The following is a 25,195-nucleotide window of genomic DNA, read 5'->3' as shown; positions in this document are numbered from 1 at the left end:
TCTAGCTTAGATTATTGAGCGCGACGCAATTCGTCGACATAAGCTGGTTCAGGATGCAAAGTAAAGGTGCTTCCTGCCTTAGCTACTTGACCTGGTACTTCATGCCCAACAATTTTTGGCAACTCTTTTGCTAGTAGCAATAGTTTTGGAATATTGATTCCAGTGTCATATCCCATGGCATCTAGCATGTGAATAGCATCTTCACTAGAAATATTTCCGCTTGCTCCTGGAGCATATGGACAGCCGCCTAGACCACCCAAAGATCCATCAAAGCGCACTATGCCAGATTGAACTGCCGCCAAAACATTAGCTAAGCCCATGCCTCGTGTATTGTGAAAATGCAATGTGAGCTGTAATGATGGGAAGCGTTTTTGCAAGGCATCACACATTTTCTTAACTTGGTCTGGGTTAGCCATACCAGTGGTATCGCAAATCGTAAGACCCCTTACGCCTAAATCAGCAAAACGCTGCGCAAATCCTTCCACAACTGTTTGAGGGACTTCACCCTCCATTGGGCAGCCAAAGCAGGTAGACAAGGAGACGTTAATTGGCGTTCTACCGTCAACGTACTTAATCACTTCGGCCAATCCTGCAAAACTTTTTTCACGCCCCATACGCAAATTTGCCAAATTATGGGTTTCTGAAGTGGACATCACCAAGTTGAACTCATCTGCCTTCGATTCAAGGGCACGCTCTGCACCTCGCAGATTTGGCACCAAGACGGTGTACTCAACGCCAGGGACTCGCTTAATACGGCCCATCACCTCTTCAGCATCGCGTAGCATTGGTATTGATTTTGGCGACGTGAAAGAAGTCACTTCAATTTTTGCGAAGCCACAATCACTGAGCTCATCAACTAACTTAATCTTGTCTTCGGTGGGAATAAAATTTGGCTCAATCTGAAAGCCGTCTCTTGTTACAACGTCATTAAAATATAGTCTTGTCATGTTTTTCTCTGTAGTTACTTTGTAAAGGCAATACCGCGCTCTTTCAATGAGGCAACCTGAAATTCACTTAAACCAATCTCTTTTAAGATTTGATCAGTATTCTCACCAATATCAGGAGCAAGTGTCTTAATTGATCCAGGTGTTCGAGACAGCTTTGGAATGACTCCAGGGACATCTAATTTGGTGCCATCTCGCATTTGAATCGTTTGAATATTTTCACGCGCCCGATAGTGCGGATCATTGGCAATATCTGCTACGGTATAAATACGGCCTGCAGGCACAGCAACCGAGTCAAGCAATTCAAGCGCTTTGTCAGTGCTGACTGTCGCTGCCCACACGCCAATAGCTTTATCAAGCTCAGCTACACGCTTCACACGGCCATCATTATTTTCTAGCTCAGAATCATTTCCCAAATCATCACGTCCAATGAGCTTCATTAGGCGCTTAAAGATACTATCGCCGTTACCAGCAATCAAAACATAGCCACCATCAGCGCACTCATAAGCATTGGATGGAGCGATTCCTGGCAATGCACTGCCAGCAGCTTGTCTTACTTCGCCAAATGCACTGTACTCTGGGAGCAAGCTCTCCATGCAGTTAAACACCGCCTCATACAAGGCAATATCAATGATCTGACCCTTGCCACTGTTGTGACGCTCCTGGAGTGCAAGCAAGATACCAATTACGCCATGCAAGGATGCCAAGGTATCGCCAATACTGATACCTACACGAACTGGAACTCTGCCTGGTTCTGCAGTCAGATGACGTAAACCACCCATAGCCTCAGCTACTACGCCAAATCCTGGTTTATCTCTGTAAGGACCAGTCTGGCCGTAACCGCTGATACGCAGAACAATTAACTTTGGGTTAAGCTCGAGTAATTTTTCAGGATCTAGCCCCCAACCCTCTAATGTTCCAGGTCGGAAGTTTTCAATTAATACATCAGCCTCTTTAACTAGAGTGCGAATGATCTCTTGCGCTTCAGCCTGCTTTAAATCTAGCGATAGTGATCTCTTATTTCGTGACTGAACTTGCCACCAAACTGAAGTGCCATCTTTCAATAAGCGCCATTTACGTAAAGCATCCCCAACTTTGGGAGGCTCGATCTTAATAACATCAGCACCAAAATCGGCTAATGTTTTAGCAGCAAATGGGCCTGCGATCAGCTGGCCCATTTCAATCACTTTTAAATTTGCTAATGGCTCCATTACTTCTCCAAAATGTAGTTATTGCAAAGTTACTCCTCAATAATCAGTATGAAAATTGCTATTTGGAGATGCACCCTTCTCAATCTGCGAAGATATAGCTAGAATGAGGCAATGATGCATAAAATTAACCCAGCCAGAGTCGACTTTGTTACCTTAAAGCTATTTTGCGCTATCGCAAAATCTGGAAGCATTACCAAAGGCGCCAAGGAATGTAGTCTTGCCTTATCCGCTGCTAGCCGAAGAATCTCAGATCTTGAAGAAACCGTCGGTATAACATTGCTTGATAGGGCAGCAAGAGGCGTCATTCTCACCCAAGCCGGGTATACCGTAATGCAACATGCCCTACGCCTATTCCAGGGATTTGAACAACTCAGCCATGAATTAGGGGAATACGCGAATGGAATAAAGGGGCATGTTCGTCTTTGGGCCAATATGTCAGCCCTAACAGAAATTCTCCCCGAGGCCTTATCGGACTTTTTAGATGCTCACCCAAATATCCAATTGGATGTTGAGGAGCAATTGAGCGGGGATATCGTTAGGGCAATTTTGGATGAAATAGCCGACATTGGAGTATTCGCTGAAGGCACACCGACTGCTGGACTTGAAACAAAGGTTATTGGACAAGACCAACTTGTTGTCATTTGCAGCAAAGCCCATCCTCTTGCCCAAAGAAAAAGGATTTCATTCGAAGAATGTCTTGATTATCACTTTGTTGGGCTTAATCGCGGTAGCTCATTACTTGAACTAACCTCCAGGCAGGCCGAAAAGCTAGGTAAATCAATGCGGCTAAGAATTCAAGTCAGAAGTTATGATGCTATGTGTCAGATGATTAACGCCAATTTAGGCATCGGTATAGCGCCTCTCAAAGCTTGTGCAGCTCAAATTAAAGTGATGAATCTCACTTCAATTAATCTAGAGGACTCATGGTCAGAAAGAAATCTTTTACTTGCAATTAAAAAAGATATAAAGAAATCCCCTGCATCAATTCTGCTGGCAGAGCATTTAATCAAAAGCACTTAAAGCTGATATCTCCCATTAAAGCCGATATCTCTTTTTAAATAGAGAGCTTTCTTTAAGTCCTATTTTGACCTAGCGATCCTTCGCAAAACAAGAAGAACCATTGCCGCCATAGCAATAGTTCTTCACATAGTTTGTTGTTACGATCTAATCCAATCAAATCAACATAGCTTCAAGCCTTAAGGATCCAAAACATTTGGCGAGTAGCCAAATCATTATTTCCAAAATTAGAGCTTAGACAAATGACCACTATCACATTAGCAGATATTGATTTTTTAGGAACAGGTCTTCAGCGTTGTGAATGCGTTTTAACAACGCGCTCGGGAGATATATTCATGTCTGATAAACGCGGTGGAGTGAGCATTATTCGCTCATCAGGAGCAACTGAACTTCTATTAGCTAAAAATCCTCCTGAAAATTTTTTACCAAATGGAATTGCTCTATTGCCTGACCGCAGTTTTTTAATAGCAAACCTTGGACCTAGCGGCGGTGTCTTCCACCTATCAACCGACGGCACTTTGTCTCCTTACATACTTGAATTTAATGGTAAGCCACTTCCACCAACCAACTTTGTCAGCATTGATAAGGCTGGGAGAACTTGGGTAACCGTCAGCACCAAATTAGTACCAAGAGAACAATCTATGCACAAAGGATATGGAGACGGCTTCATTCTGGTATCGGACGAAAAAGGCGTGCGATTGGTTGCTGATGGACTTGGATTTACAAACGAAGCTGTTATAGATCCCACGAGTAAATGGCTTTACGTTAATGAAACTATTGCACGTTGCACAAGTCGGTTTTTGATACAGCCTGATGGCTCTCTTGGTGAGAGAGAAGTTTATTCTCAATACGGCGCTGGAACATGGCCAGACGGACTCACATTTGATTCCGAAGGAGGTCTATGGATCGTCAGCGTGGTTAGTAATCGAGTAATAAGAACAAGACCAGACGGTCATCAAGAAATTATTCTCGAAGATTCAGACCCCGAGTGGCTTGATGTTTGCGAACAAGCTTTTCAAAACAATACGTTTTCAAGACAGCTTCATTTTGATTCCGGCGGAAAAAGAAAATTAGGAAACATTTCCAGTATTGGTTTTGGGGGAAGTGACTTAAAAACAGTTTATCTAGGGTCACTATTCAATAGCCAACTCGCCAAATTTAAATCTGAAATATCAGGAGCATTACCGGTTCACTGGGATTTTTAAAGCCTTGACTCAATAACCATGCAACAAGGAGACTAATGATGGGACAGCAGTTTGATTCAGCAAATGCTATGCAGTCAGCAATCAATATTAACGAACAAACGGAAGAAAACCGAATTGTTAAGAAGGTTTTAAATGCGTTAATACCGCTAGCTATTATCGGACTGTTTGTATCCTTTATTGATAGGACAAATATTGGTGTGGCGGGGCCTCCAATGTCAGCCGCCCTAGGCCTAACATCCTCCATGTTTGGATTAGCGGCAGGATTATTTTTTATCGGCTACGTAATATTTGAAATACCTTCAAATTTGATGTTACGTCGCTTTGGAGCCAGAATTTGGATTGCGCGAATAATGATGAGCTGGGGCCTAGTGTGTGTTGCCATGGCCTGGGTTAGCGGTCCAAATTCACTTTACACAATGAGATTTATTCTCGGGGTATTTGAAGCTGGATTTTACCCAGGAATACTCTTTTACTTTAGCCTTTTCATTCCAGGGAAACATCTTGCTAGAGCATATTCCCTTTTTCAAATTGGTATACCAATCTCATTAGCACTGGGCAGCGTTTTAACTGCAGCGCTCTTACTTATGGATGGCATTCTTGGATTTAGTGGCTGGCAGTGGGTGTTTATTGTCGAGGGTGGTCTTGCAGTTGTCGTCAGTTTTGTTTGTCTTAAAACTATGGCCAACACACCTGATGACGCAAAATGGCTGACAAAAGATGAGAAGGAAAAACTAAATTCATACCTAAAAGATTCTAAGCAAGAAATTAATGATCCCGCCAATCATGGATTAAGTGCTGTAAAGGCAATTTTCAAGAACCCAAGAGCATGGTACTACTGCATTATTTACATCTTCATGATGATTGGATTTTATTCTGTAACCTATTGGGCGCCACAAATCATCAAACTAAGAATGGGGCTATCTAACGTAGACGCTGGGTTAGTCTCGGCAATTCCTTGGGCAGTGGCAACAGTCGTACTCATTTATGTCTCGAGCTACACATCCCGTTATGGTCGCAAAGGACCCATTCTTGTTGGAGTGTTGGCAATTGCCGGCATTGGAATGCTAATTTCAAGTCTGGCCACCAATAATACGATCGCTCTTGTAGGATTGTGCATGGGGGCATGCATTCAAGCAGCGGTTCCCTTACTTTACAGCTTCCCTGCGCAAGAATTTAGTGGAGCAAAAAGTGCAGTAACCCTTGCATTGATTAATTCTGTTGGCAATATTGGTGGTTTCTTTGGCCCTTATCTGCTTGGAATATTACGTGATGCCACAGGTGCAGACGTCATAGGCCAACTGTTACTATCCTCTAGTTTTTTAATAGCCGCCTTTCTTGCTATTGGCCTTTTGAAAAAGAATCGCCCATTACAGACATAAGTAGGAATTGCTAGACGTAAGCAACTGGCAGCTTTCCAGTTGCTTACCGAAAAATCATGTACCTATTAAATAACCCAATTATGCGTTTTATGCTCGTTTCAAACCTCTTGTGATTAAAAGAATGGTGCTAACTAAGCTGAGTATTAATATTTTTTGCTTATAAAAAAACCTCTATTGAAAACATCATATATTTTAAAAGATATTCACGGAGATCTAGAAAAATGAATAAACCGCTTTGGGAAGCCTATGCCCTAAGATATGCAACAGTCCAAAGACGCAGGCTAGAAAACTTTATTTTTCATGATCTACATGACATGGCAACCAATATGGACTATTACGTTTGGTTCCTGAAAAATGATAAAGAAACGATTTTGATTGACACTGGCTTTAATAAAACAGCAGCAAAGGCTAGAAAAAGAAATCATTTGCGATGCCCTATAGAGTCATTAAATCAAAGCGGCATCAAAGTCGAAGATCTTAGCGATGTAATCATTACCCATGCTCACTATGATCATGCAGGAAATACAGATCTACTTAAAAAAACACGCTTTCATATACAAGAAAGTGAGATGTCTTATGCTACAGGGCCTGATATGAGACATGCTTTTTGTAGACATGCATATGATCCTCATGATATTTGCGAATTAATTTATGCAAATTTCGAAGATCGAGTTAGATTTCACAATGGAGTGTATGAGCTTCGTCCAGGTATTGAAGTTCATTTAGTTGGAGGACATACAAAAGGCCTTCAAATTGTTAGGGTACATACTAAACGAGGCTGGATTGTAATTGCTTCTGATGCTGCACATTATTTAGAAAACTTTAAAAACCACTCTCCCTTCCCTATTGTTTTAAATACCAGCGATATGTTAAGTGGATTTGAATTAATCAAAGATTTAGCGGAATCTCCGGAGCACGTAATTGCTGGACATGATCCTTTAACAATGTCACTCTACAAAAGAACGGGAAAAAGTGATCTAGAAATTGTGTCATTGATAGATCCTTTATAGATTGATTTTAATTAATGTAATGACGTAACAACCCCCAATCATGAAGGCGAATGAATATTTAACTTAAAACAAGGAGATGATAGTAATGAAAGCCAATACTTCCAACTCAACCCTCAAATTTTTTCCTTCTAGAAAGCTTTTTTATCGACACTATCTAGCTTTAGTAAGTTTGACTTTTGCGAGCATTTTCTTAGCAGGATGTGCTCAAAATAATCGATCAACAATGCAAATTTCAGAAGTAGGTAGTATGCATGTTGGGGGCCGCCCGGTTACTTTATCTGGATTACCCGTTCGTGAAATCGTTTACTCAGCAAGTCGTCCTGAGCCATCAAGGATCGAAAAAATTGTAGAATGTGATAGGTGCACTCTGTTTTGAATGTATGCGTACACGTCTGGTACTGAAACTGTATAACCGTCTAGTGAGTCCTCTGCGATACCAGTATGTACGCCATGCACGCCATCCATACCCATAACTATCTTAGCTTTGCTGGCCCGTACCTTGGGTGGTACCACTTTAGGGTATTGATTTAAGTCACCTAATGCCTCAGTGCATTTGATAATCAACTTCGGTGTATCCAGCTTCACGCTATAACGTGTTTGATAGCTGATCTTGTCCCAAATCGCACCAACATTTTTTTTGTATCGGCAGCACCAGTGTGGACTCTTATTCCAGGCATAAAGATTGCGTTTGATATTGGAGCAACCACTAATCCACCCATACCAGAACAATATACGTCTACCTATGGCCTGGACGGTTATCAACAATAAAAGGCTGCTTATAAATTTCAGTTAATTTTTGGGCTAGTGCCCTACCCGTAATATCATTTGCGCCACCAGGTGCTTGGGTAAGAACGAATGTGACCGGTTTACTAGGCCAGTTAACTGAACTTGAAGTTTGTGCACTTGAAATAGTAGAAGTTAAAAGTAGTGCACTTGCAAACAAAATAATAGCTTTTTTTGCTTCCATAACAGTCTCCGTTTTTAGTTTAATAATACATTTTTAGCAACTTTAACAATATTACTTGCGCTTACACCAAAATAATCTCTTAATGCCGAGCGGGTATCACTCCTACCAAATCCATCTGTACCTAAAGTAATATACTTTCTTTCGCTAGGAATATATGCACGAATCATCTCTGGTAAAGCGCAGACATAATCAGTGGCAGCAATAATTGGGCCGTTACTTTCTGATAAAACTTTGCTAATAAATGGTATGACATCATCTGATTGGGCCTTCAAACTTTTCTGTTCTTTTAATTTACCATCTCGAGATAATTCACTCCAGCTGGTCACGCTAAAAATGTCAACATCAATACCATCACTGGCAAGGATATCTGCTGCCTTTAATACCTCAGTCATGATGGCGCCAGAACCGAGCAAACTCACACAAGACTTGCCATCACCACTGGCAGCCTTAATCGCCTTAAATTTATAACAACCCCGAATCACGCCCTCAGCTGCATTCTTAGGTAAATCAGGCTGAGCATAGTTTTCATTCATGAGGGTGATGTAATAGAACAAATCTTTTTGATCCACCAACATGTCACGCATCCCTTGATCGACAATCACCGCTAACTCACCGGCAAAGGCTGGGTCATATGCCTTACAGTTGGGAATGGTTGCAGCAACAAGCTGACTACTGCCATCTTGATGTTGCAAACCCTCACCACCTAATGTTGTTCTACCTGAGGTAGCACCCAATAAAAATCCTCTGGCACGTTGATCGGCTGCAGCCCAAATGGCATCACCAATTCTCTGAAAGCCGAACATGGAGTAGTAGATATAAAAAGGTAGCATTGCAATACCGTGAACGCTATAACTGGTTGCTGCAGCAGTCCAACTGGCAATTGCGCCCGCCTCACTGATGCCCTCTTCCAGGATTTGCCCGTCTAATGCCTCGCGATAACTCAATACAGAACCAATATCTTCTGGTTCATAGCGCTGTCCCACGCTAGAATAAATACCAACCTGTTTAAATAAATTGGCCATACCAAAGGTACGCGCTTCATCCGCAACAATCGGCACTACTCGAGGACCAAGCTCTTTGTCTTTGAGTAAGTTTCCAAGCATCCGTACAAAAGCCATCGTCGTTGACATCTCTTTGTCTTCGGCCTTAATTGCAAACGCTGCATACGAATTGATATCTGGGACATTTAATTTGTCACATTCCGAATAGCGCTTAGGCAATTGCCCACCAAGCTTAGTACGCTGTTCTTTTAGATATTTCAGCTCTTCACTATTTTCATCAGGCCTGAAAAAAGTCAGGCTCGTTGCCTGCTCGTCAGTTAATGGCAAGTTGAAACGGTTGCGATACTCAATTAATGCTTCATCATCTAGCTTCTTCTGGCTATGCGTCGTCATTTTTCCTTGGCCAGCATTGCCCATACCGTAGCCCTTCTTGGTATGCGCCAAGATCACTGTTGGCTGACCAACATGGTTGGCTGCAGCTTGATAAGCCGCATAAATTTTGACTAAATCATGACCGCCTCTTTTCAGTCGATCAATTTGCTCATCGGTCATGCCTTGAGCAAGACGAGCCAATTCTTCATTTTGGCCAAAGAAATTTTTACGATTAAAGCTGCCATCTTTTGCAGCAAAGGTTTGCATTTGACCATCAACGGTTTGAGCAAAGGCTTTTACCAGAGCTCCCGTAGTATCTCTAGCAAAAAGTCCGTCCCAATCGCTACCCCAAACCAATTTAATTACGTTCCAACCAGAGCCCCTAAACAATTTTTCCAACTCATCAATGATTCTGCCGTTACCCCTCACTGGGCCATCTAGGCGTTGTAGGTTGCAATTGACCACCCAAACCAAGTTATCCAGCTTTTCTCTAGAAGCTAATGTCAATGCGCTCATGCTTTCTGGTTCATCCATCTCACCATCACCAAACACACCCCATACTTTTCTAGTTGAGCAGTCCAATAATTTGCGATCACTGAGATAGCGCATAAAGCGTGCGTGATAAATCGAACTGATTGGGCCGATTCCCATGGAGCCTGTTGGGAACTGCCAAAAATCAGGCATTAACCAAGGATGTGGATAACTAGATAAACCTCTTGCACCTGACTCGGGCGCAGTAATCTCACGGCGATAATGCGCAAGATCATTTTCAGTCAGCCTTCCCTCTAAATAGGCTCGAGCATATACGCCTGGAGCACTATGCGGTTGAAAGAAAACTAAGTCTCCACGCTCTTTTGCATCGCCACCCTCGGTCCTTGCGCGGAAAAAATGATTGAACCCAACCTCAAATAAATCTGCAGCGCTGGCATAGCTAGCAATATGACCGCCTAGCTCACCATAGGCTTCATTTGCCTTTGCCACCATCGCTAGCGCATTCCATCTCATCAGCGAAGCTAGCTTTTCTTCGATTGCCAAATCTCCAGGAAATGGAGGTTGCTCATCTACTGGTATTGAATTGATATAAGGCGTGACTAGGTCAGGCACCCAATTAATTTGATTTTTATTAGCAAGCTTTAACAAGCTATCCAAAATAAACTTAGCGCGCGCACTATCGCCCGAGGCCAGTAAATCCATAAACGCCTCGTTCCACTCTGCAGTTTCTGCTGGGTCGGTATCGATATGCTCGAGATTTAAGTATTTTTTAATGTCGGGAGCATTCATAAAAAATTCCTCTGTAACTTTTGATGTTCTAAATTCATAGCATCACCTTACGAAAATCACCCAACAACTGAGTGAGGTAGGTGGTGAAGTGTGTGGCTAAAGCGCCATCAATGACCCGATGATCGGCAGTCATAGACAGTGGGCAAATCAAACGTGGAACAAATTGCGAACCATCCCAGACTGGCTTGATTGCAGACTTGTTCACCGCCAGGATAGCCACTTCAGGCGCATTCACAATCGGGGCACAGTAGGTACCGCCAATACCACCCAATGAAGAGATCGTAAAGGAAGCGCCCTGCATCTGATCTGACTTCAATTTTCCTTCTCGCGCTAGCAAGGCTAACCCGGCAGTCTCCTCGGCAATTTCACGAATCCCTTTTTGATTAACATTACGAATTACTGGCACAACCAGACCGCCTGGAGTATCTACCGCAAAGCCAATATGAAAATACTTTTTCAAAATGAGCTCGTCACCATCGAGCGAGGAGTTAAAGCTTGGGTACTTCTTGAGCGCAGCCACGGCAGCCTTGATTAAGAATGCGAGCAAAGTAATCTTTACTGCATCTTTTTTGTTCTCTTGATTTAATGCTGCACGAAATTCTTCAAGATCAGTAATGTCGGCGTCATCGTGATAAGTTACCGCCGGAATCATGACCCAGTTACGTGCCAGATTAGCGGCTGATACTTTCTGAATGCGGCTTCGTGCTTGGCGCTCTATTTCACCAAACTTAGTAAAGTCGACTTTAGGCCAAGGCAAAAGATCAAATCCTGAAATGCCCTGAGTGCTCTGTGTAGATGTACTCGCTCTTGACAACATGGAGTGTTTAATAAATTGCTGAATGTCTTCTTTGGTGATGCGCCCTCGTTGTCCGCTACCGCTAACCTGCTGAATCTCAACACCAAGCTCGCGAGCATACTTTCTTGTCGAGGGTCCGGCCCAAAATCGAGATCCAGTGCCCGCTTGATCTCTTTCTAGCAAATTCTCAACTCCAGGAAATGCAATCTCAATACCCACAACTCCTCCAGCTATTAAGGGGTGTTTCTATGACTTTATTTTGTTGGATTACAGGCAAAATAGGATGCTAATTAATGGATAAAAATCCTTATTTTCAGCATAATATGCTGGTATATATGTTTTTTAAGGAATTTTATGAAGCTAGATCACATAGATATCAGAATTTTGAACGAACTGCAAAATGACAGCTCACATAGCAATGTGGAGTTAGCGAAACGGGTTCACTTATCCCCATCACCATGCCTCATGCGTGTAAAAGCACTTAAAGACAAGGGTGTGATCAGAAACTATGTTGCACTAGCCGATCCTAAGGTGTTGGGGCTAGGCTTAAACGTCTTTATCTCTATCAGCCTTAAAGAGCAATCCAAAGAAGCACTAGCAGAATTTGAACAACGCATTTCGGAGCACGATGAGGTCATGGAGTGCTACCTGATGACAGGAGATAGTGATTACCTAATTCGTATTGCAGTGGCTGACATGGGTGCGCTAGAGAAATTTATTTTAGAGCAACTAACTCCGATTGCTGGAATCGAAAAAATTCGATCTAGTTTTGCTTTAAAACAGGTACGCTATAAAACTGCCCTTCCACTGCCAAAATAGAAATTACATAACTATAAAACACATAATTTGTAAAAATCGCAATATCAAGCATTTAATCCATCAATTTAATTTGTCGGTTTTCCCGACAAACAAATGTCGCGTTTCCGGATACTCCAACACGACATTGTCGAAACCAATTGATCTTGACCACATTCCAATCGATCCCATAAGACCACCCGCCTACATCACAGTACTTTCAAGACAGGTTTAGACCAATGTCTTGACTACTGTCTATCTACAATCCCACATCTTTTAATCCGTTGGTCGCGAGTTCGAATCTCGCCCGACCCACCAGCATTACTAAGCCTCGCGTCAGCGGGGCTTTTTTATTATGCGCCGGGCTAACTCTGGGCTAACTTTTTCCATCAAGCTACATTAACTGCGATTAAGCATTAGGGTACGGGAAACTTTCCTAGCATTACATAGCGAGTCTGGCGCTCAACGAGAGTAGCGATCTGGCTGTTGACATCCCCATAAAGTAGATCGCCTTCCCAGTGTCCTGGCACTGCTCGATTTTCTGCTTCAGCTGGCCTTTCTCTAATAGAGACTGCATTGGCAATCTTGCCAAGGCCGACATCTTTGAGCATATGATGGCGTGAGCGGCGCATGATCCGCGTGCGTCGTAAGTGCGCCACGAGTTCTTTCTTTAGGGCTCCGCGGGCTTGGATAAAGAGGCTACGACAAATTGTTTCGTGTGACATCTGATAACTTTCGTCATCTGGATACGTTTGCTTTAACCATCCGGCAATCTGTTGTGGCGACCACTGCAAAAGCTGCAACTTGTCTGTCACGATAGTTGCCATGGGCTTATTCAAGACCAGTTTACAAGCCTTAGGGTGAAGTGCGCGATCCCAAGCAGCTCCATCAGCCCCAGCTGATCGGTAGTCTTTAATACCGCCATTGCGTTTTACTTCGCGACTAACCGTAGAAGGCGGCCTGCCTAAAAGCTGTGCGATAGAGCGAAGTGATTGCCCAGTTGCCAGGCCACGGGAGATTTCTTCTCTCTCAGCCAAAGTTAACGCAAAAACTGATCGAGTTCGCTGTAGTGGTCTGATGCCACCACTTTCAGCCAAAATACGCTGGATAGAGGAGTGACCCTGATCAAATAATTGCGCTATCTGATGAAGGTTATCGCCTTTTTGCCACCGCTCCCACATTAAAGCCTTCTGGATGGCCGTGTAATAGATTCGAGACGTTGTTTCATGAGCAACACCTTGCGCTTACGCAGTTACTAGTGTGTTGCATCGATCGGTTGAAATCAAGACCCATAAAAGGCAATGAAGAAAAACTTAAGTGAAATCAAAAGGTGTCTTAAGCTTTCTTATCGGCCAATATACGTGATACTTTGATTCATGGTGACCATGTAGGTTCCCTTAGTTTCGTTTTAGAGTTTGGGGCGCCCTATTAAGAACAATCTTAAATCAATTTTTGTTTTTGAAGATATGGATAATTTCGCCAACAACGCCACGACGGAAAGCCAGAACACAGATAACGAAAATAAAGCCTGTGGCAATTGTGCTCCAAGAGCCAATATTAGCCAGATAGTTTTGTAGGCCAACAACAATACCGGCACCAACCACTGGACCAAGAATCGTACCCATGCCGCCAAGCAATGTCATCAACACCACTTCACCAGACATATGCCAATGAACATCAGTCAATGTAGTCAATTGGAAAACCAATGTCTTCAAAGAGCCGGCTAAGCCAGCAAGCGCAGCTGAAAGAACAAAAGAAATTAACTTGAAGCGATCAACATCGTATCCAAGAGAAATGGCGCGCGGTTCATTTTCACGAATAGCCTTTAAGACTTGACCGAAAGGGGAGTGAACGGTGCGCACAATTAATGCGAAACCCAACAAGAAAATTGCCAGCACAAAGTAATACATGCTCACATCATCTTTTAAATCAATTAAACCCAACAGCATTCCACGTGGCACACCTTGAATACCATCTTCGCCACCAGTGAAGGGGAGTTGAACAGCTAAGAAGTAAACCATCTGTGAGAGCGCAAGCGTCACCATCGCAAAATAAATACCTTGTCGACGAATAGCCAAGGAGCCAATCAGAAAACCCAGGATGCCAGAGCCCAAAACACCCAACACAATTCCAAACTCAGGAGACAGGCCAGCCTCTTTACAAAGATAGGCAGTGATGTAAGCAGAGGTTCCAAAGAATGCTGCGTGCCCAAAAGATAGAAGTCCCGTGAAGCCCAACAACAAATTAAAGGCGCAAGCGAAGAGAGCGAAACACAAGACCTTCATTGCAAAGACTAAATAAATAAAATCTTGGAACGGAAGCAATGCGGCAATTAAAACCAGAATGCCATAAAGCAGTTTTGTTTTTGAGTTCACTTACTTCTCCCGGCCGAAAAGTCCAGCAGGACGAATGAGCAATACGATTGCCATGATCACAAAAATAACAACGCCCGATGCTTCTGGGTAAAACACTTTAGTTAAACCCTCAACCAAGCCAAGGGCGAGGCCAGTCAAAATGGAGCCCATGATCGAGCCCATGCCGCCGATAACTACAACAGCAAAAACCACAATAATGAGATTTGAACCCATTAATGGGTTTACCTGAAAAATTGGTGCAGCTAAAACACCAGCAAAGCCGGCAAGACCAACGCCATATGCATAGGCCAAAGAAATCATTAGCGGAACATTAATACCAAACGCCTGAAGCAGTTTTGGGTTTTCTGTACCAGCACGAAGATAGGCGCCCAACTTGGTTCTTTCAATCACATACCAGGTTGAGAAACAAACCACCAAAGAAATCACAACCACCCACAAACGGTACTTCGGCAAAATAATGCCGATCGACTCTAAAGGGATGGCGCCTTGCAATAACTCGGGAGCTGGGTAGCTCTCGCCAGAGATGCCATACCAATGACGGAACATACCTTCAATAATTAAAGCCAAACCAAAGGTAAGCAGCAAACCATAAAGATGATCCAAGTGGTAGAGGCGCCGAAGCATCGTTCGCTCCAGTATTAAGCCAAAACCAGCCATTACCAAAGGCACTAGAATTAAAGCAAACCAGTAATTGATGGAGAACTCAGGAAATCCAAGCCATTGCCCGATCTGAGTGAGTCCAATCCAAGCAACAAAGGCGCCCATGGTGTACTGAGCGCCATGCGAAAAATTAATGATGTTGAGTAGGCCAAAAATAATGGCCAGACCCAAACTCAAAATGGCGTAGAACGAGCCATTAATAAGCCCCACCAAGAGCTGAGCAACCAGCCCTTGTGGGGTAATTCCAAGAAGTTCAAACATAGGATAGGTTATTCAAAATTAAACACCAAGATACTCATTTAACAAGCTTGCTTTTTCGGTAAGCTCATTTTGATTCACAACCTCAACTACATTCCCGTGCTCAACCACATAATGACGGTCTGCCAAGGGTGCAGCAAAGCGGAAGTTTTGCTCCACCAAAACGATAGTGAAACCTTTATTGCGCAAACTAGTAACTACCTCGCCCAGCTTTTGAACAATGACTGGGGCTAAACCTTCGGTAATTTCATCTAATAACAGGAGTTTTGCACCCGTCCTGAGAATACGTGCCATTGCGAGCATTTGCTGCTCACCGCCAGACAATCGAGTGCCCGGACTGTTGCGCCGCTCGTAGAGATTGGGAAACATTTCATATATCTCATCCAAACCCATGCCGCCAGGGGCAATTTCTGGCAACAGCATTAAATTCTCTTCAGCACTCAGACTGGCAAAAATACCGCGCTCTTCTGGACAAAAACCGACGCCTAGACGCGCAATTCGGTAGGTTGGCATGGAAATGGTTTCAGCACCATAAACCTCTACTGAGCCAGTTCTTTTGCTGGTTAAACCTAAGATGGTTTTCAGAATGGTGCTCCGGCCCGCACCATTTCTACCTAAAAGAGTAACAACCTCACCATCGCGGACAGCAAAGTTAACGCCATGCAGAATATGGGACTCCCCATACCAAGACTCTAGGTTTTTAACCTCTAAGGCCATGGTGCTCATATAGTGTCACCCCCATGACTCCCCATATAGGCCTCAACTACCAGTGGGTTATTGGAAACCTCGTGATATGAGCCCTCAGCTAAAACGGAGCCGCGTTGTAATACGGTGATTCGATCTGCAATGGAGGAAACCACCTTCATATTGTGTTCCACCATCAAAATGGTGCGGCCCTTGGCTACACGATCTATAAGCTCTGTAACACGCTCCACATCTTCATGGCCCATGCCCTGTGTTGGCTCATCCAATAACATCAACTCAGGCTCCATGGCCATTGTGGTGGCAATTTCCAGAGCCCTTTTGCGCCCATAAGCTAGGTTTAGGGTTTCTTCGTGTGCAAAATCAGCCAGACCAACCTCATACAAGAGCTCTTCAGCACGCTCATTGAGAATATTTAGTGATTCGCCAGACTTCCAAAAAGAGAATTCCGTTCCCAAGCCTCGCTGCAGTGCAACACGAACGTTTTCCAAAACACTCAAGTGCGGAAAAACAGCAGATATTTGAAAGGAGCGCACAACACCCCTGCGAGCAATTTGGGTCGGTTTCTCTTTGGTAATATCAAGACCATTGAACAAAATTTGACCGCTTGTTGGCTCTAGAAATTTTGTTAACAGATTGAAGCAGGTTGTTTTACCGGCACCATTTGGCCCAATCAGGGCGTGAATGGTTCCACGAGTGACATCTAAGTTCACATCACTTACCGCAGAAAAACCTTTAAAGGTTTTTCCAAGACCAATTGTTTTTAATATTGTTTCCATCTATCTTGATGGCCTATCCATAAATTTAGAAAAAATATCCTCAAATAGAGATGCAATTGATAGTAATTTTTCGTCATTACCGCCAGGTGCCACCAACATTAATCCAACAGGTGCGGAATTAAGAGTTTGGCATGGGATAGATATTGCACAGCCATCAAGAAAATTAAAGATTCCCGGATTACGGAGCAATAAACCATTTAGCCGAAAGTATTCATCATCATCGTTTAAATCAATCAACTTTGGTGCGATAACTGGAACAGTTGGCATAATCCAAATATCGTCACTTGCAAACTCATCCTCCCACATAGAAATTAACTTTGCTCGCATGGAGACCGTTTGAATATAAGCGGCCGAAGAAACCTCTCTACCCTTAAGCACTCTAGAAGAAACTCTTGGATCAATTTCCGGCAAAGAAATGGATATAACTTTTTCAAGCCCTGCAAACGCTTCTGCGGATACTATTTTAGGCTGCCCCTGTAAATCAATTACCTGGCTCACTGCATTTGAATCAACTTTATTTGCATGGATGCCCGCTGAAATTAAAATGTCTAAGGCCTCCAAATATGCATGTTCTACATATTCATCCATACCGCTAAGAACAATATTTCTTAGGACTCCCATCCTTATATCTCTAGCCTCTATATTATGATTTATCGCGTAATTTCGACCAGACATAACTACATCAACACGTTGACAACAATCAACGCTTGATGCAATCACACCTATTGAATCCAGGCTGCCCGAGAGGGGTAGAACACCCTCCATGGAATACCTACTAGCCGTGGATTTGTAGCCCACCAACCCACACAATGCTGCCGGTATCCGACAAGAACCCCCAGTATCAGAGCCAAGTGCTACCGACACCATTTCATCAGATACACTTACTGCACCGCCAGAGGTTGAGCCCCCCGGAATTCTTTGAACATCACGCTCAAAGGGGTTCAAGGGAGTTCCAAAATGAGGATTAACTCCCAAGCCAGAGTATGCAAACTCAGTCATATTGGTACGGCCAATCAATATTGATCCGGCCTCACGTAACTTTGCTACAACATGCGCATCCTTGGTTGCAGGGGGATTCGAATGAAGAACTCTTGAGCCAGATCCAGTCACTTGATCTAGCACATCAAATAAGTCTTTAATAGAGATGGTTACACCAGCTAGGGGTCCTACCGGCAAAGATGCGTTCCGCAATATATCTTGAGCATCTGCCGTAGCTAATGCCCCTTTCTCATCAATAGCCAAGAAAGCTTTGGCACCTTGCCCATTAATATCCTGTATTTTATCCAAACAATTTTTTATTAATTGGTGTGTTGATATTTTTCCCGCATTCAACTGCGACTGGATATATGAAATATTAATGGGCATAAGGTGATTTATTTTTCTTCCGGATCGTAATAATGAATCTCAACTAGCATGCAGCCATTAACAGATTTAAATGGGCCATGCGGTGTTTTTGGTGGACGACATGCATAAGTTCCGGGCTGGAACGATGTCCCTCCATTACCGCTCTCATCCACGCCAACAATTAAATCACCAGACAGCAAATAAACCTCTTCCCAATAATCATGTACGAAGGGAGAGGTCGTGTAGACCCCTGGATCAAATCTCAAGTGTCTTGTTCTCGATCCCCGTTTATTTTTTTCATCAAGCTTGCCCGCTAAAATTTGTTGCTGGATACCAGATGGATATCCAGCCGGGACTTCCCACCCCTTAGTCAAATCAATTGTATGAAACTCTTTCCACTCTTTATCTAACGCCATCATTTCTCTCCTAATTATTAATCAACGATTTCTAAATTTGTTGTTTTATATTCATGCTTGATACTTCGATTTAGGATCGGGTCGTAGATTTCAATTTCGAAAATATCTCCACCTCTAATTTCCCCTAAAACGGAGTGTGTTCCACAAAACATTACAGTTCCAAAATCCAACTGACCACCATCCGTATATTTTGAAATCAGATCTTGTGGAGACAGCATCCTTGAAACGGCACCCTCTTGATAGAGAGATTTATTCCCTTGGCGAACCACCCAAGAACGTGTAATTAAGCTATCCCAATGTCCTTCAATATCACTTAGTTTCCAGAGGTGAGATGCGACAGGTTTTGGGCACATTTGCTTTGAAACAGTAACTCCATAAGCCTCAACTTTGCGATCCGTATGATCTGAGCCAAGGCCAATATATAAACCATCAGGCAAAGAAAAAATTACATACTCAACCTCTCCACTGGAATCATTGCCGACGACCTGAAAATCTGCACTGGTAGATAGAAGGCTTTCCGAAACTCTGTAGAAGCAAGGTACAGTTCTAGGTCTAGCAACCCCCAACTCAGCTAACTCCTGAATATGATGCTCTACCGCCTCTATATTTCTGCCTGTCCAACCTGCAATCACCACATTTTTTATATTTACTACTCGGTCTACACCATCTACTGATAAATTTAAATTAACCATTTTTACTTTCAACCCTCTCAAGCCCAACCATGCTCAAAATAGTCAAACCCTCTTAGGTCTTGAAATATATTTTGATTGGCTAGGTTTTTTTTATAAGTCCCAAAACCACCCTTATAAAACAATAAAGGTGGCACATCAATTCCAATATCTAACTTTGTAACTCTGCCCATTAATATGGTGTGATCACCCCCAGGATAGGTGCAGTCTAAGTCGCACTCTAGATATGCCAATGAGCCAGAAATTTTTGCGCACGCATTCTCAGAAATACTAGTATGAATTACCGACCAATCAGCAGCTGATGGCCTTGCAAAATTCATTGCAATGCTTTCTTGATCATTAGCCATTACATTGACAACAAACTTTCTGGAAATATTGAATGCCGAAGTTGAGTTTGATGTATTGGCCATAGAGAATAGTATTAATGGCGGATCCAAAGATACTGATGTAAATGAATTTACAGTTACCCCAATATCTTTTTTTTCCGCATTTAATGTAGTAATTACTGCCACACCTGTTCCATAACTTCCAAGCGCTTGACGGAATTTCTTTGGATCAATATTCATCCATTCTCCTTCAAAATATAAAAATCAAGCAGCAGGCATCAAAATGCCAGGGGCTTCATTTGGCAAGTCATAACTACTCATGAATTGATCAACCATCCCCAAAGCTTTTTGCCAATTGTAATTTCTATATGCATGGCCCCGAGTCACCATATTTGCGCCTGAATAAAACATCTCATACTGAAGATGGCGAGAGCCAAATTCAGAACCAATAGCATCCCAAGCCAATTTAAATAATTTAACTCGCCCATAGCTATCGGTTACAGGTGATTTTTGAGTCTGGTTAATCATTGATAGAATTTCTTGATTTGAGAAGTCTTGCGCAGATGATGGAACCATAATCATTCCGCCACCCGACAACTCTCTGATGCTACTTATGAATTTTGGGTAAAGCTGCTGTGTTAAGACATTTGCAGCATAAAGTCTTGTGCTACTTGGCACAAAATATTCACCTCTTTGTTGACCGCCAACCTCCATTGCCTCGACAAGACCCTCAACCATTGAAACTTCTGCCGCCATTTGCCCCAATGTTTCAACCACGGATGGGAACCCTATAATTCCATTAGTCTCAGCAATTCTACGAGCCACCCCTAATAAAAAACGCATCTTCACCATAAACCTCACCTGGCACTGATAGTTTTGATATACGTGAGCAGGGGTTGCATGCCATTGCGCACTTATCATCTGCACATCCTTATTGACAAACACACGCTCCCAAGGAATCTTAACTTCATCAAAGCATAGGACGGCATCGTTCTCATCAAACCTACTTGACAAAGGGTTGTCAAATGTTGACACACTTGACTGCTCATATGATTTACGAGACAGCATCTTGACCCCCTTGGTATTCAAAGGGATTGCAGCACTAAATGCTAAGTTTTCTTCTCCTGGCTTTAGGGGCTGTATTGTCGAAATAAATACTTCATTGGCCATCGGACATCCAGTGCCAAGCATCTTTGCACCTTTGATTGTTATTCCCTCTGCATCTTCATCAACAATAGAGGCAATTAGGTTTTCAGCTTGAGCGCTAGCATCTTTAGCTTTATCCGCCTGTGGGTTGATGATTACGTAAGTTAAATATATATCGTTATCTCTTGCATATTCATAATAATCAGAAAGTGCGCCGGCGAACTTATCGCCACTCTTCTTAAACACGTCCAGCCCCATATACATGCCACTCAAAGCAGAGCCCACATGATCTGGAGATCTTCCTAAAAAGCCATTTGATAATTCAGCCCATGACTCCAGGGCTCTCCTGCGTTCAATCAGTTCTGGAAGGCTTTTAGGAAGCTGCCACATTCTATTAACGCGATTACCAGTTTTTGGTGACTCAAATGTCATCTTTTCGATGTTCTTTGGATCTGCCTGATAGTCAAATAAAGAGGCTGCGGAGGCAATTGAATTCTTGAATGCAGAGTGATCCGCATGGTTCTTTATAAGGCTTCCATCTAAATAGATTTTTCGTCCATCTTTCAAGCTTTGTATGTGCATTTTCCCATCTTTAACCATTACTTACTCTCCTGTGAATATAGATTTATTTTTTAACTAATGGACATACGCTCTGAGAGAGCGGTAAGAATGCGTCTTTACCTGGAATTACGCTTAGTACTTTGTAATAATCCCAGGGTGACTTGGACTCTTCTGGCGCCTTAACCTCAACCAATAACATGTCGTGAATCATCATTCCATCCTCACGAATTCTTCCATTTTTTGCAAAGAAATCATTAATAGGGGTTTTATGCATCTTTTCTAAAACCGCTTGCGTACCATCTGTACCGGCAGCTTTTACGGCTTGTAAATAATGCATTGTTGATGAATAAACACCAGCCTGCGCCATGGTTGGCATGCGCTTATGTTTTTCAAAGAATCTTCGAGACCATTTGCGAGTGTCATCGTTTAGATCCCAATAGAATCCGGTAGTCAGAATCATGCCCTTAGCTTTTTGTAATCCCATTGCATGAATATCTGTAATGAATACATGCAACCCTGCTAACGTTTGCTTTCCATTTTTGCCTATTCCAAATTCTGCAGCTTGATTTACCGCCCTAATGGTGTCTCCACCGGCATTTGCAAGGCCAATTACTTTCGCATTAGATGCTTGAGCCTGCAAGAGATAGCCTGACATATCTGATGTATTGGTTGGATGCTTAACCTCACCCAATACTTGTCCACCTCTAGCCTTAACCGCTCCCGCAGCATCCTTCACAAGTGACGAGCCAAGCGCATAATCAACCGTAATAAAATACCAACTATCTTTACCGCGCTTCATTAATGCATTTACTGTATTAGTTGCCAATGAGTAAGTATCGTAGACATAATGAACTGTATTTGGAGAACAATTTTCATTGGTAAGCCTTGTTGTTCCACCCCCCGAAACTAAGACAATCTTATTTTTTTGTCGTGCTATTTCGGCTACAGATAACGCAACTCCCGAAGGTAATAAATCAACAATTACACTTACCTTGTCTGCGTCATACCATTCACGCGCCTTATTCGCCGCAACATCAGGCTTGTTTTGATGATCTGCTGAAATTAACTGAATTGGCTTGCCCAATACATTACCCCCAAAATCATCAATTGCCATTTGCGCAGCAATTACGGATCCAGGTCCACCAATATCTGAGAATAAGGATGACATATCAGTCATTACGCCTATCTTTACCGGCCCCATTGACGTCTGAGCGTGAGTGCCACTACAAAACATAGCCATATAAATTGATAGCAAACCAATCTTGGATTTTTTCGTAACAAGTTTCATCTGAGGCTCCTTTAAGATATAAAAAAATACTTAACTTTATTTAGTTAAGTAACTTTACTACTTAAATTTTATCCATATCAAAGAAAATACCTAGGACTTACACCTATTGGTGCATGACCCAATCGTTTTGGTGCATGACCCAATCGTTTTGGTGCATGGCAGTAAAATAATTGTTATGAAAAAAATGCCTAAGCAATTTAAATCCCCGCTATCTATTACAAGAAAGCCATTGCTCGATTCCAAGGGGAAAACTGATAAGCAGTTTAGGCAGCTGATTTATGATTTATCTGTTGCAGGTGCTAAGTTAGAAATTGCTAGGGCTCATTTAGCACGCCAATTGGGAGTAACTTCGCCCCAGTACAATATATTGATGGTTGTAGCCCAGTATCAAAATTCCCTTGGAATTACCATTAGCGACGTAGCAAATCACTTACATGTCACCTTAAGTCATGTGACAACTGAAGCAAAAAAACTGGAAAAAGGGGGGTGGCTATCTACTTTTGTTAACCCAAATGATCGACGGGCAAGAATGCTTCAAATCAACCCTAACGCTACTGAAAAAATAGTAGTACTTGGGCAAAGTCAAAGAATCATAAACGATGATCTCTTCCAAAATATCGGTAAAGCTGAGTTTGATAATATATGCAAAACGCTATCAAAATTGGTTGACGATTTTACGAAAACAATAAAGAAACTTAAACTTTGAGAGCTATAAATCAACCGAGATTTTAACCTCTAAGATAATCTTAACCTTATATTGAGTTGTACACACACCCTCAATCTTGCGCATTAATGCTCAGCAAAAGACTTGAACCTGCTTACTCTCGGTATCTTTTTTTATATAAAACCAATTTCGATATATTGATAAATATCTGATTTCAAGATGACTTATAGGCTGGTCAAAAGGAATCCTAATCGAACCGAAGTTGACTAGTGCATTGAGCTACTTTAAATAAGAAAGGTCAGTTGGTACCATTTTGGCCGAAAGCAGCCACCCCACCATCCCTCACCCATAATCCCGAATCAGCTTTGCCCAAGGGTCATTCGGGTCTTTCACTGGCTCGGGCGGAGCTAGGCGAGTGCTAACGACCCAAAACTGCCACTCATAGACAACCAAGATCCTGCTTGACTTCTTAAGCCAACTAAACGGGGTTTGATTCCCAATCTGCTATCCACTTAGCAATTGCACTAGCTTGCATTGGCTTAGCAATACCAAAACCTTGAGCAATCTGGCAACCCATCTTCAGCAATAGATCGCCGTGCGCTTTAGTCTCTACCCCTTCTGCAACGACGATGATCCCCATTTGTTGGGCAAGATCAATCACACTCTTTATTAAGGCACGATCGCTGGCATCATCCAGAATATCGTTAACAAAACTTCGGTCAATCTTTAAGGTATCTACAGGAAGATTCTTTAGATAGGTTAATGAGGAATAGCCCGTTCCAAAATCATCTAAGGCAAAACTGACACCGAATTCACGACAGGCAATGATTACCCCAATTATTCCGTCTAGATTCTTTATGGCGGTCGTTTCCAACAATTCCAATTGAAAACTTCCATGAGGAAGTTGGGGATAGTGCGCTAGGATCTTTTTCAGTCGTATTGCAAAGCCATCCTGCTCAATGGTTTTGGCATGAATATTGATGCTAATTGGCAGGGCTATACTTAGCTTTTGCCAAACCTCACCTTGCCTTAATGCCTTATGAATAATCCACCAATCAAATTCAATGGAAAAAGAGTGCTCTTCAAATGAAGGTAAAAAGGCGCTGGGCAAGAGTAATCCCCGCTGAGGATGCTGCCATCGCACTAGGGCTTCTACGCCAAGTACTCGCCCAGTTTGTAGGTCTACTTTAGGCTGGTAATACAGCTCAAATTCTCCATCCGCTAAAGCCAACCGCAGTACTTGATCTGCTTTTTCCCGCTCTTCAAACTGAATAAATTGCTGATTGATAAGAGCAAGCTCTACGCCACGATCAATCGCAAGTTGCTCTGCATTCTTTCGGGCGGTAATCTCGCGAATCACCCAAATGGTTGCTCTCTTGCCATTAATTCGCTCTTCCAAGGCAACACATCGGCTCTCAAAGAAATAATCCTTTCCATCTAAACCGACTAATGGATACTCCATGGAAAGGCATTCGCCACTTTGCAAAGCCTTTTGTAAAAATGTATGAAAAGATTGAGCAACTTCTTTAGGAAAGATGTTGTCAAATGTTTCTCCAATGATTTTTAAGCTGGAAGGGAAAAAGAGTTTGAGATAGTCAGAATCATTGGTTTCAATATATCGACCATCCTCATCGATGATGAAGATGAGATCTAAGATAGCCCGATTTAAGGCGTTATTTCTTAACTCTGCTTTGCTGGGTTCAGTGTCCGATAAATAGCCAGACAGATTTTTTATCTGATTCTCTTTCACTGCCACCCTTTAAATTGTTTGACTAGCTAGGCCGGGAGGATTAGCAGAATGCTAAGGCAGGTCGAAGTCTTATAGTATCTTACTACTAGATCCATGTTTACACGATCATGAGGCTGCAATGACTCTTACTGGCCTTGGATTCAACCGGTCAACGCAACAGATTGAGCAAAACGTTCTGCCGGTGTTTGATAGTTTAGTGTTTTTCTAGGGCGTTCATTTAGTTTCCTTGCCACTGCATTGAGCTTGGCTTGGGAGTAGT

The 25,195-nt window shown here is 42.7% G+C and carries 22 protein-coding genes and 3 pseudogenes; 6 read left to right on the top strand and 19 right to left on the bottom strand.

The window, feature by feature from the left end; all coding sequences use genetic code 11:
* Positions 1–11: 11 nt before the first annotated feature.
* Together AOB49_RS10020 and AOB49_RS10015 are read right to left on the bottom strand one after the other, a co-directional pair.
* A complete protein-coding gene (locus AOB49_RS10020; RefSeq protein WP_062310691.1) occupies positions 12–947 on the bottom strand; it encodes a hydroxymethylglutaryl-CoA lyase in 936 nt (311 codons plus the stop codon).
* A 14-nt stretch (positions 948–961) separates the two neighbouring features.
* On the bottom strand, positions 962–2,155 hold the full coding sequence (locus tag AOB49_RS10015; protein WP_062310689.1) for a CaiB/BaiF CoA transferase family protein: 1,194 nt from the start codon (positions 2,153–2,155) through the stop codon (positions 962–964).
* 111 nt (positions 2,156–2,266) lie between these two features.
* Here AOB49_RS10015 and AOB49_RS10010 point away from each other — a divergent pair, with 111 nt between their 5' ends.
* From AOB49_RS10010 to AOB49_RS09995, 4 genes are all read left to right on the top strand, one after another.
* The gene (locus AOB49_RS10010; protein ID WP_062310687.1) at positions 2,267–3,175 is read left to right on the top strand and encodes a LysR family transcriptional regulator; all 909 of its coding nucleotides are present in this window, start codon (positions 2,267–2,269) and stop codon (positions 3,173–3,175) included.
* A gap of 239 nt (positions 3,176–3,414) precedes the next feature.
* Positions 3,415–4,377: an SMP-30/gluconolactonase/LRE family protein gene (locus AOB49_RS10005; protein WP_062310686.1), complete on the top strand. Its 963-nt coding sequence runs from the start codon at positions 3,415–3,417 to the stop codon at positions 4,375–4,377.
* A gap of 35 nt (positions 4,378–4,412) precedes the next feature.
* Positions 4,413–5,756, top strand: a complete 1,344-nt coding sequence (locus tag AOB49_RS10000; protein ID WP_082784145.1) for an MFS transporter — start codon at positions 4,413–4,415, stop codon at positions 5,754–5,756.
* Between the two features lie 221 nt (positions 5,757–5,977).
* Positions 5,978–6,766, top strand: coding sequence for an N-acyl homoserine lactonase family protein (locus AOB49_RS09995; protein ID WP_062310682.1), 789 nt, complete (start codon positions 5,978–5,980; stop codon positions 6,764–6,766).
* Between the two features lie 303 nt (positions 6,767–7,069).
* Here AOB49_RS09995 and AOB49_RS12100 read toward each other — a convergent pair whose 3' ends face one another.
* The 4 genes and pseudogenes from AOB49_RS12100 to AOB49_RS09975 form a co-directional block, all read right to left on the bottom strand.
* Positions 7,070–7,531: a hypothetical protein gene (locus AOB49_RS12100; protein ID WP_156471412.1), complete on the bottom strand. Its 462-nt coding sequence runs from the start codon at positions 7,529–7,531 to the stop codon at positions 7,070–7,072.
* Positions 7,503–7,733 carry a type 2 periplasmic-binding domain-containing protein gene (locus tag AOB49_RS09985; RefSeq protein ID WP_062310678.1) on the bottom strand — a complete coding sequence of 77 codons (231 nt, stop codon included), beginning with the start codon at positions 7,731–7,733 and terminating at the stop codon, positions 7,503–7,505. The genes AOB49_RS12100 and AOB49_RS09985 overlap by 29 nt, the downstream gene beginning before the upstream one ends.
* A gap of 14 nt (positions 7,734–7,747) precedes the next feature.
* Positions 7,748–10,387, bottom strand: a complete 2,640-nt coding sequence (gene mdeB / locus AOB49_RS09980) for an alpha-ketoglutarate dehydrogenase (protein ID WP_062310675.1) — start codon at positions 10,385–10,387, stop codon at positions 7,748–7,750.
* A gap of 34 nt (positions 10,388–10,421) precedes the next feature.
* A pseudogene (locus AOB49_RS09975) lies at positions 10,422–11,324 on the bottom strand (2-oxo acid dehydrogenase subunit E2); the annotation flags it as partial.
* 213 nt (positions 11,325–11,537) lie between these two features.
* Here AOB49_RS09975 and AOB49_RS09970 point away from each other — a divergent pair.
* Positions 11,538–12,002: an Lrp/AsnC family transcriptional regulator gene (locus AOB49_RS09970; protein ID WP_062310669.1), complete on the top strand. Its 465-nt coding sequence runs from the start codon at positions 11,538–11,540 to the stop codon at positions 12,000–12,002.
* A gap of 407 nt (positions 12,003–12,409) precedes the next feature.
* On the opposite strand, the pseudogene AOB49_RS09965 reads toward AOB49_RS09970, so the two are convergent.
* The 11 genes and pseudogenes from AOB49_RS09965 to AOB49_RS09915 all read right to left on the bottom strand — a co-directional run.
* Positions 12,410–13,159, bottom strand: a pseudogene (locus AOB49_RS09965) (IS30 family transposase); the annotation flags it as partial.
* A gap of 264 nt (positions 13,160–13,423) precedes the next feature.
* Positions 13,424–14,353 (bottom strand): branched-chain amino acid ABC transporter permease, encoded by a 930-nt coding sequence (locus AOB49_RS09960; protein WP_062310666.1) that lies wholly within the window; start codon positions 14,351–14,353, stop codon positions 13,424–13,426.
* On the bottom strand, positions 14,354–15,274 hold the full coding sequence (locus tag AOB49_RS09955) for a branched-chain amino acid ABC transporter permease (protein ID WP_062310663.1): 921 nt from the start codon (positions 15,272–15,274) through the stop codon (positions 14,354–14,356).
* A gap of 18 nt (positions 15,275–15,292) precedes the next feature.
* Entirely contained in the window at positions 15,293–15,997 is a 705-nt protein-coding gene (locus AOB49_RS09950) for an ABC transporter ATP-binding protein (protein WP_062310660.1), read from the bottom strand.
* Positions 15,994–16,752, bottom strand: coding sequence for an ABC transporter ATP-binding protein (locus AOB49_RS09945; protein WP_062310657.1), 759 nt, complete (start codon positions 16,750–16,752; stop codon positions 15,994–15,996). The genes AOB49_RS09950 and AOB49_RS09945 overlap by 4 nt, the downstream gene beginning before the upstream one ends.
* Positions 16,753–18,117 carry an amidase gene (locus tag AOB49_RS09940; protein WP_062310654.1) on the bottom strand — a complete coding sequence of 455 codons (1,365 nt, stop codon included), beginning with the start codon at positions 18,115–18,117 and terminating at the stop codon, positions 16,753–16,755.
* A gap of 8 nt (positions 18,118–18,125) precedes the next feature.
* Positions 18,126–18,512 carry a cupin domain-containing protein gene (locus tag AOB49_RS09935; protein WP_062310651.1) on the bottom strand — a complete coding sequence of 129 codons (387 nt, stop codon included), beginning with the start codon at positions 18,510–18,512 and terminating at the stop codon, positions 18,126–18,128.
* Positions 18,513–18,529: 17 nt separating this feature from the next.
* Positions 18,530–19,204: a DUF2848 domain-containing protein gene (locus AOB49_RS09930; protein ID WP_062311317.1), complete on the bottom strand. Its 675-nt coding sequence runs from the start codon at positions 19,202–19,204 to the stop codon at positions 18,530–18,532.
* 17 nt (positions 19,205–19,221) lie between these two features.
* Positions 19,222–19,767, bottom strand: a complete 546-nt coding sequence (locus AOB49_RS09925; protein WP_062310648.1) for a flavin reductase family protein — start codon at positions 19,765–19,767, stop codon at positions 19,222–19,224.
* A gap of 24 nt (positions 19,768–19,791) precedes the next feature.
* Positions 19,792–21,273, bottom strand: coding sequence for a 4-hydroxyphenylacetate 3-hydroxylase family protein (locus tag AOB49_RS09920; protein WP_062310645.1), 1,482 nt, complete (start codon positions 21,271–21,273; stop codon positions 19,792–19,794).
* A 25-nt stretch (positions 21,274–21,298) separates the two neighbouring features.
* Positions 21,299–22,522 (bottom strand): ABC transporter substrate-binding protein, encoded by a 1,224-nt coding sequence (locus AOB49_RS09915; protein WP_062310642.1) that lies wholly within the window; start codon positions 22,520–22,522, stop codon positions 21,299–21,301.
* Positions 22,523–22,631: 109 nt separating this feature from the next.
* Here AOB49_RS09915 and AOB49_RS09910 point away from each other — a divergent pair, with 109 nt between their 5' ends.
* A complete protein-coding gene (locus tag AOB49_RS09910; RefSeq protein ID WP_156471411.1) occupies positions 22,632–23,228 on the top strand; it encodes a MarR family winged helix-turn-helix transcriptional regulator in 597 nt (198 codons plus the stop codon).
* A gap of 436 nt (positions 23,229–23,664) precedes the next feature.
* Here AOB49_RS09910 and AOB49_RS09905 read toward each other — a convergent pair whose 3' ends face one another.
* A complete protein-coding gene (locus AOB49_RS09905; RefSeq protein WP_062310637.1) occupies positions 23,665–24,936 on the bottom strand; it encodes a sensor domain-containing protein in 1,272 nt (423 codons plus the stop codon).
* 140 nt (positions 24,937–25,076) lie between these two features.
* Positions 25,077–25,195 (bottom strand): annotated as a pseudogene (locus AOB49_RS12095) (IS30 family transposase); the annotation flags it as partial.

Origin of the sequence: Polynucleobacter sinensis (assembly GCF_001595985.1) — a bacterium.
Classification (GTDB): domain Bacteria; phylum Pseudomonadota; class Gammaproteobacteria; order Burkholderiales; family Burkholderiaceae; genus Polynucleobacter; species Polynucleobacter sinensis.
The sequence above is the reverse complement of the archived record's forward strand: the minus strand, read 5'-3'. Positions and strand labels throughout refer to the sequence as shown.

Excerpts from the sequence above, each read along its gene's own strand:
- AOB49_RS10010 (WP_062310687.1), top strand. The coding sequence starts at position 2,267 with ATGATGCATAAAATTAACCCAGCCAGAGTCGACTTTGTTACCTTAAAG.
- AOB49_RS10015 (WP_062310689.1), bottom strand. The coding sequence starts at position 2,155 with ATGGAGCCATTAGCAAATTTAAAAGTGATTGAAATGGGCCAGCTGATC.
- AOB49_RS09995 (WP_062310682.1), top strand. The coding sequence starts at position 5,978 with ATGAATAAACCGCTTTGGGAAGCCTATGCCCTAAGATATGCAACAGTC.
- AOB49_RS10020 (WP_062310691.1), bottom strand. The coding sequence starts at position 947 with ATGACAAGACTATATTTTAATGACGTTGTAACAAGAGACGGCTTTCAG.
- AOB49_RS09950 (WP_062310660.1), bottom strand. The coding sequence starts at position 15,997 with ATGAGCACCATGGCCTTAGAGGTTAAAAACCTAGAGTCTTGGTATGGG.
- AOB49_RS09970 (WP_062310669.1), top strand. The coding sequence starts at position 11,538 with ATGAAGCTAGATCACATAGATATCAGAATTTTGAACGAACTGCAAAAT.
- AOB49_RS09925 (WP_062310648.1), bottom strand. The coding sequence starts at position 19,767 with ATGAATATTGATCCAAAGAAATTCCGTCAAGCGCTTGGAAGTTATGGA.
- AOB49_RS09930 (WP_062311317.1), bottom strand. The coding sequence starts at position 19,204 with ATGGTTAATTTAAATTTATCAGTAGATGGTGTAGACCGAGTAGTAAAT.
- AOB49_RS10005 (WP_062310686.1), top strand. The coding sequence starts at position 3,415 with ATGACCACTATCACATTAGCAGATATTGATTTTTTAGGAACAGGTCTT.
- AOB49_RS09945 (WP_062310657.1), bottom strand. The coding sequence starts at position 16,752 with ATGGAAACAATATTAAAAACAATTGGTCTTGGAAAAACCTTTAAAGGT.
- AOB49_RS09955 (WP_062310663.1), bottom strand. The coding sequence starts at position 15,274 with ATGTTTGAACTTCTTGGAATTACCCCACAAGGGCTGGTTGCTCAGCTC.
- AOB49_RS09940 (WP_062310654.1), bottom strand. The coding sequence starts at position 18,117 with ATGCCCATTAATATTTCATATATCCAGTCGCAGTTGAATGCGGGAAAA.
- AOB49_RS09935 (WP_062310651.1), bottom strand. The coding sequence starts at position 18,512 with ATGGCGTTAGATAAAGAGTGGAAAGAGTTTCATACAATTGATTTGACT.
- AOB49_RS09915 (WP_062310642.1), bottom strand. The coding sequence starts at position 22,522 with ATGAAACTTGTTACGAAAAAATCCAAGATTGGTTTGCTATCAATTTAT.
- mdeB (WP_062310675.1), bottom strand. The coding sequence starts at position 10,387 with ATGAATGCTCCCGACATTAAAAAATACTTAAATCTCGAGCATATCGAT.
- AOB49_RS10000 (WP_082784145.1), top strand. The coding sequence starts at position 4,413 with ATGATGGGACAGCAGTTTGATTCAGCAAATGCTATGCAGTCAGCAATC.
- AOB49_RS09920 (WP_062310645.1), bottom strand. The coding sequence starts at position 21,273 with ATGGTTAAAGATGGGAAAATGCACATACAAAGCTTGAAAGATGGACGA.
- AOB49_RS09985 (WP_062310678.1), bottom strand. The coding sequence starts at position 7,733 with ATGGAAGCAAAAAAAGCTATTATTTTGTTTGCAAGTGCACTACTTTTA.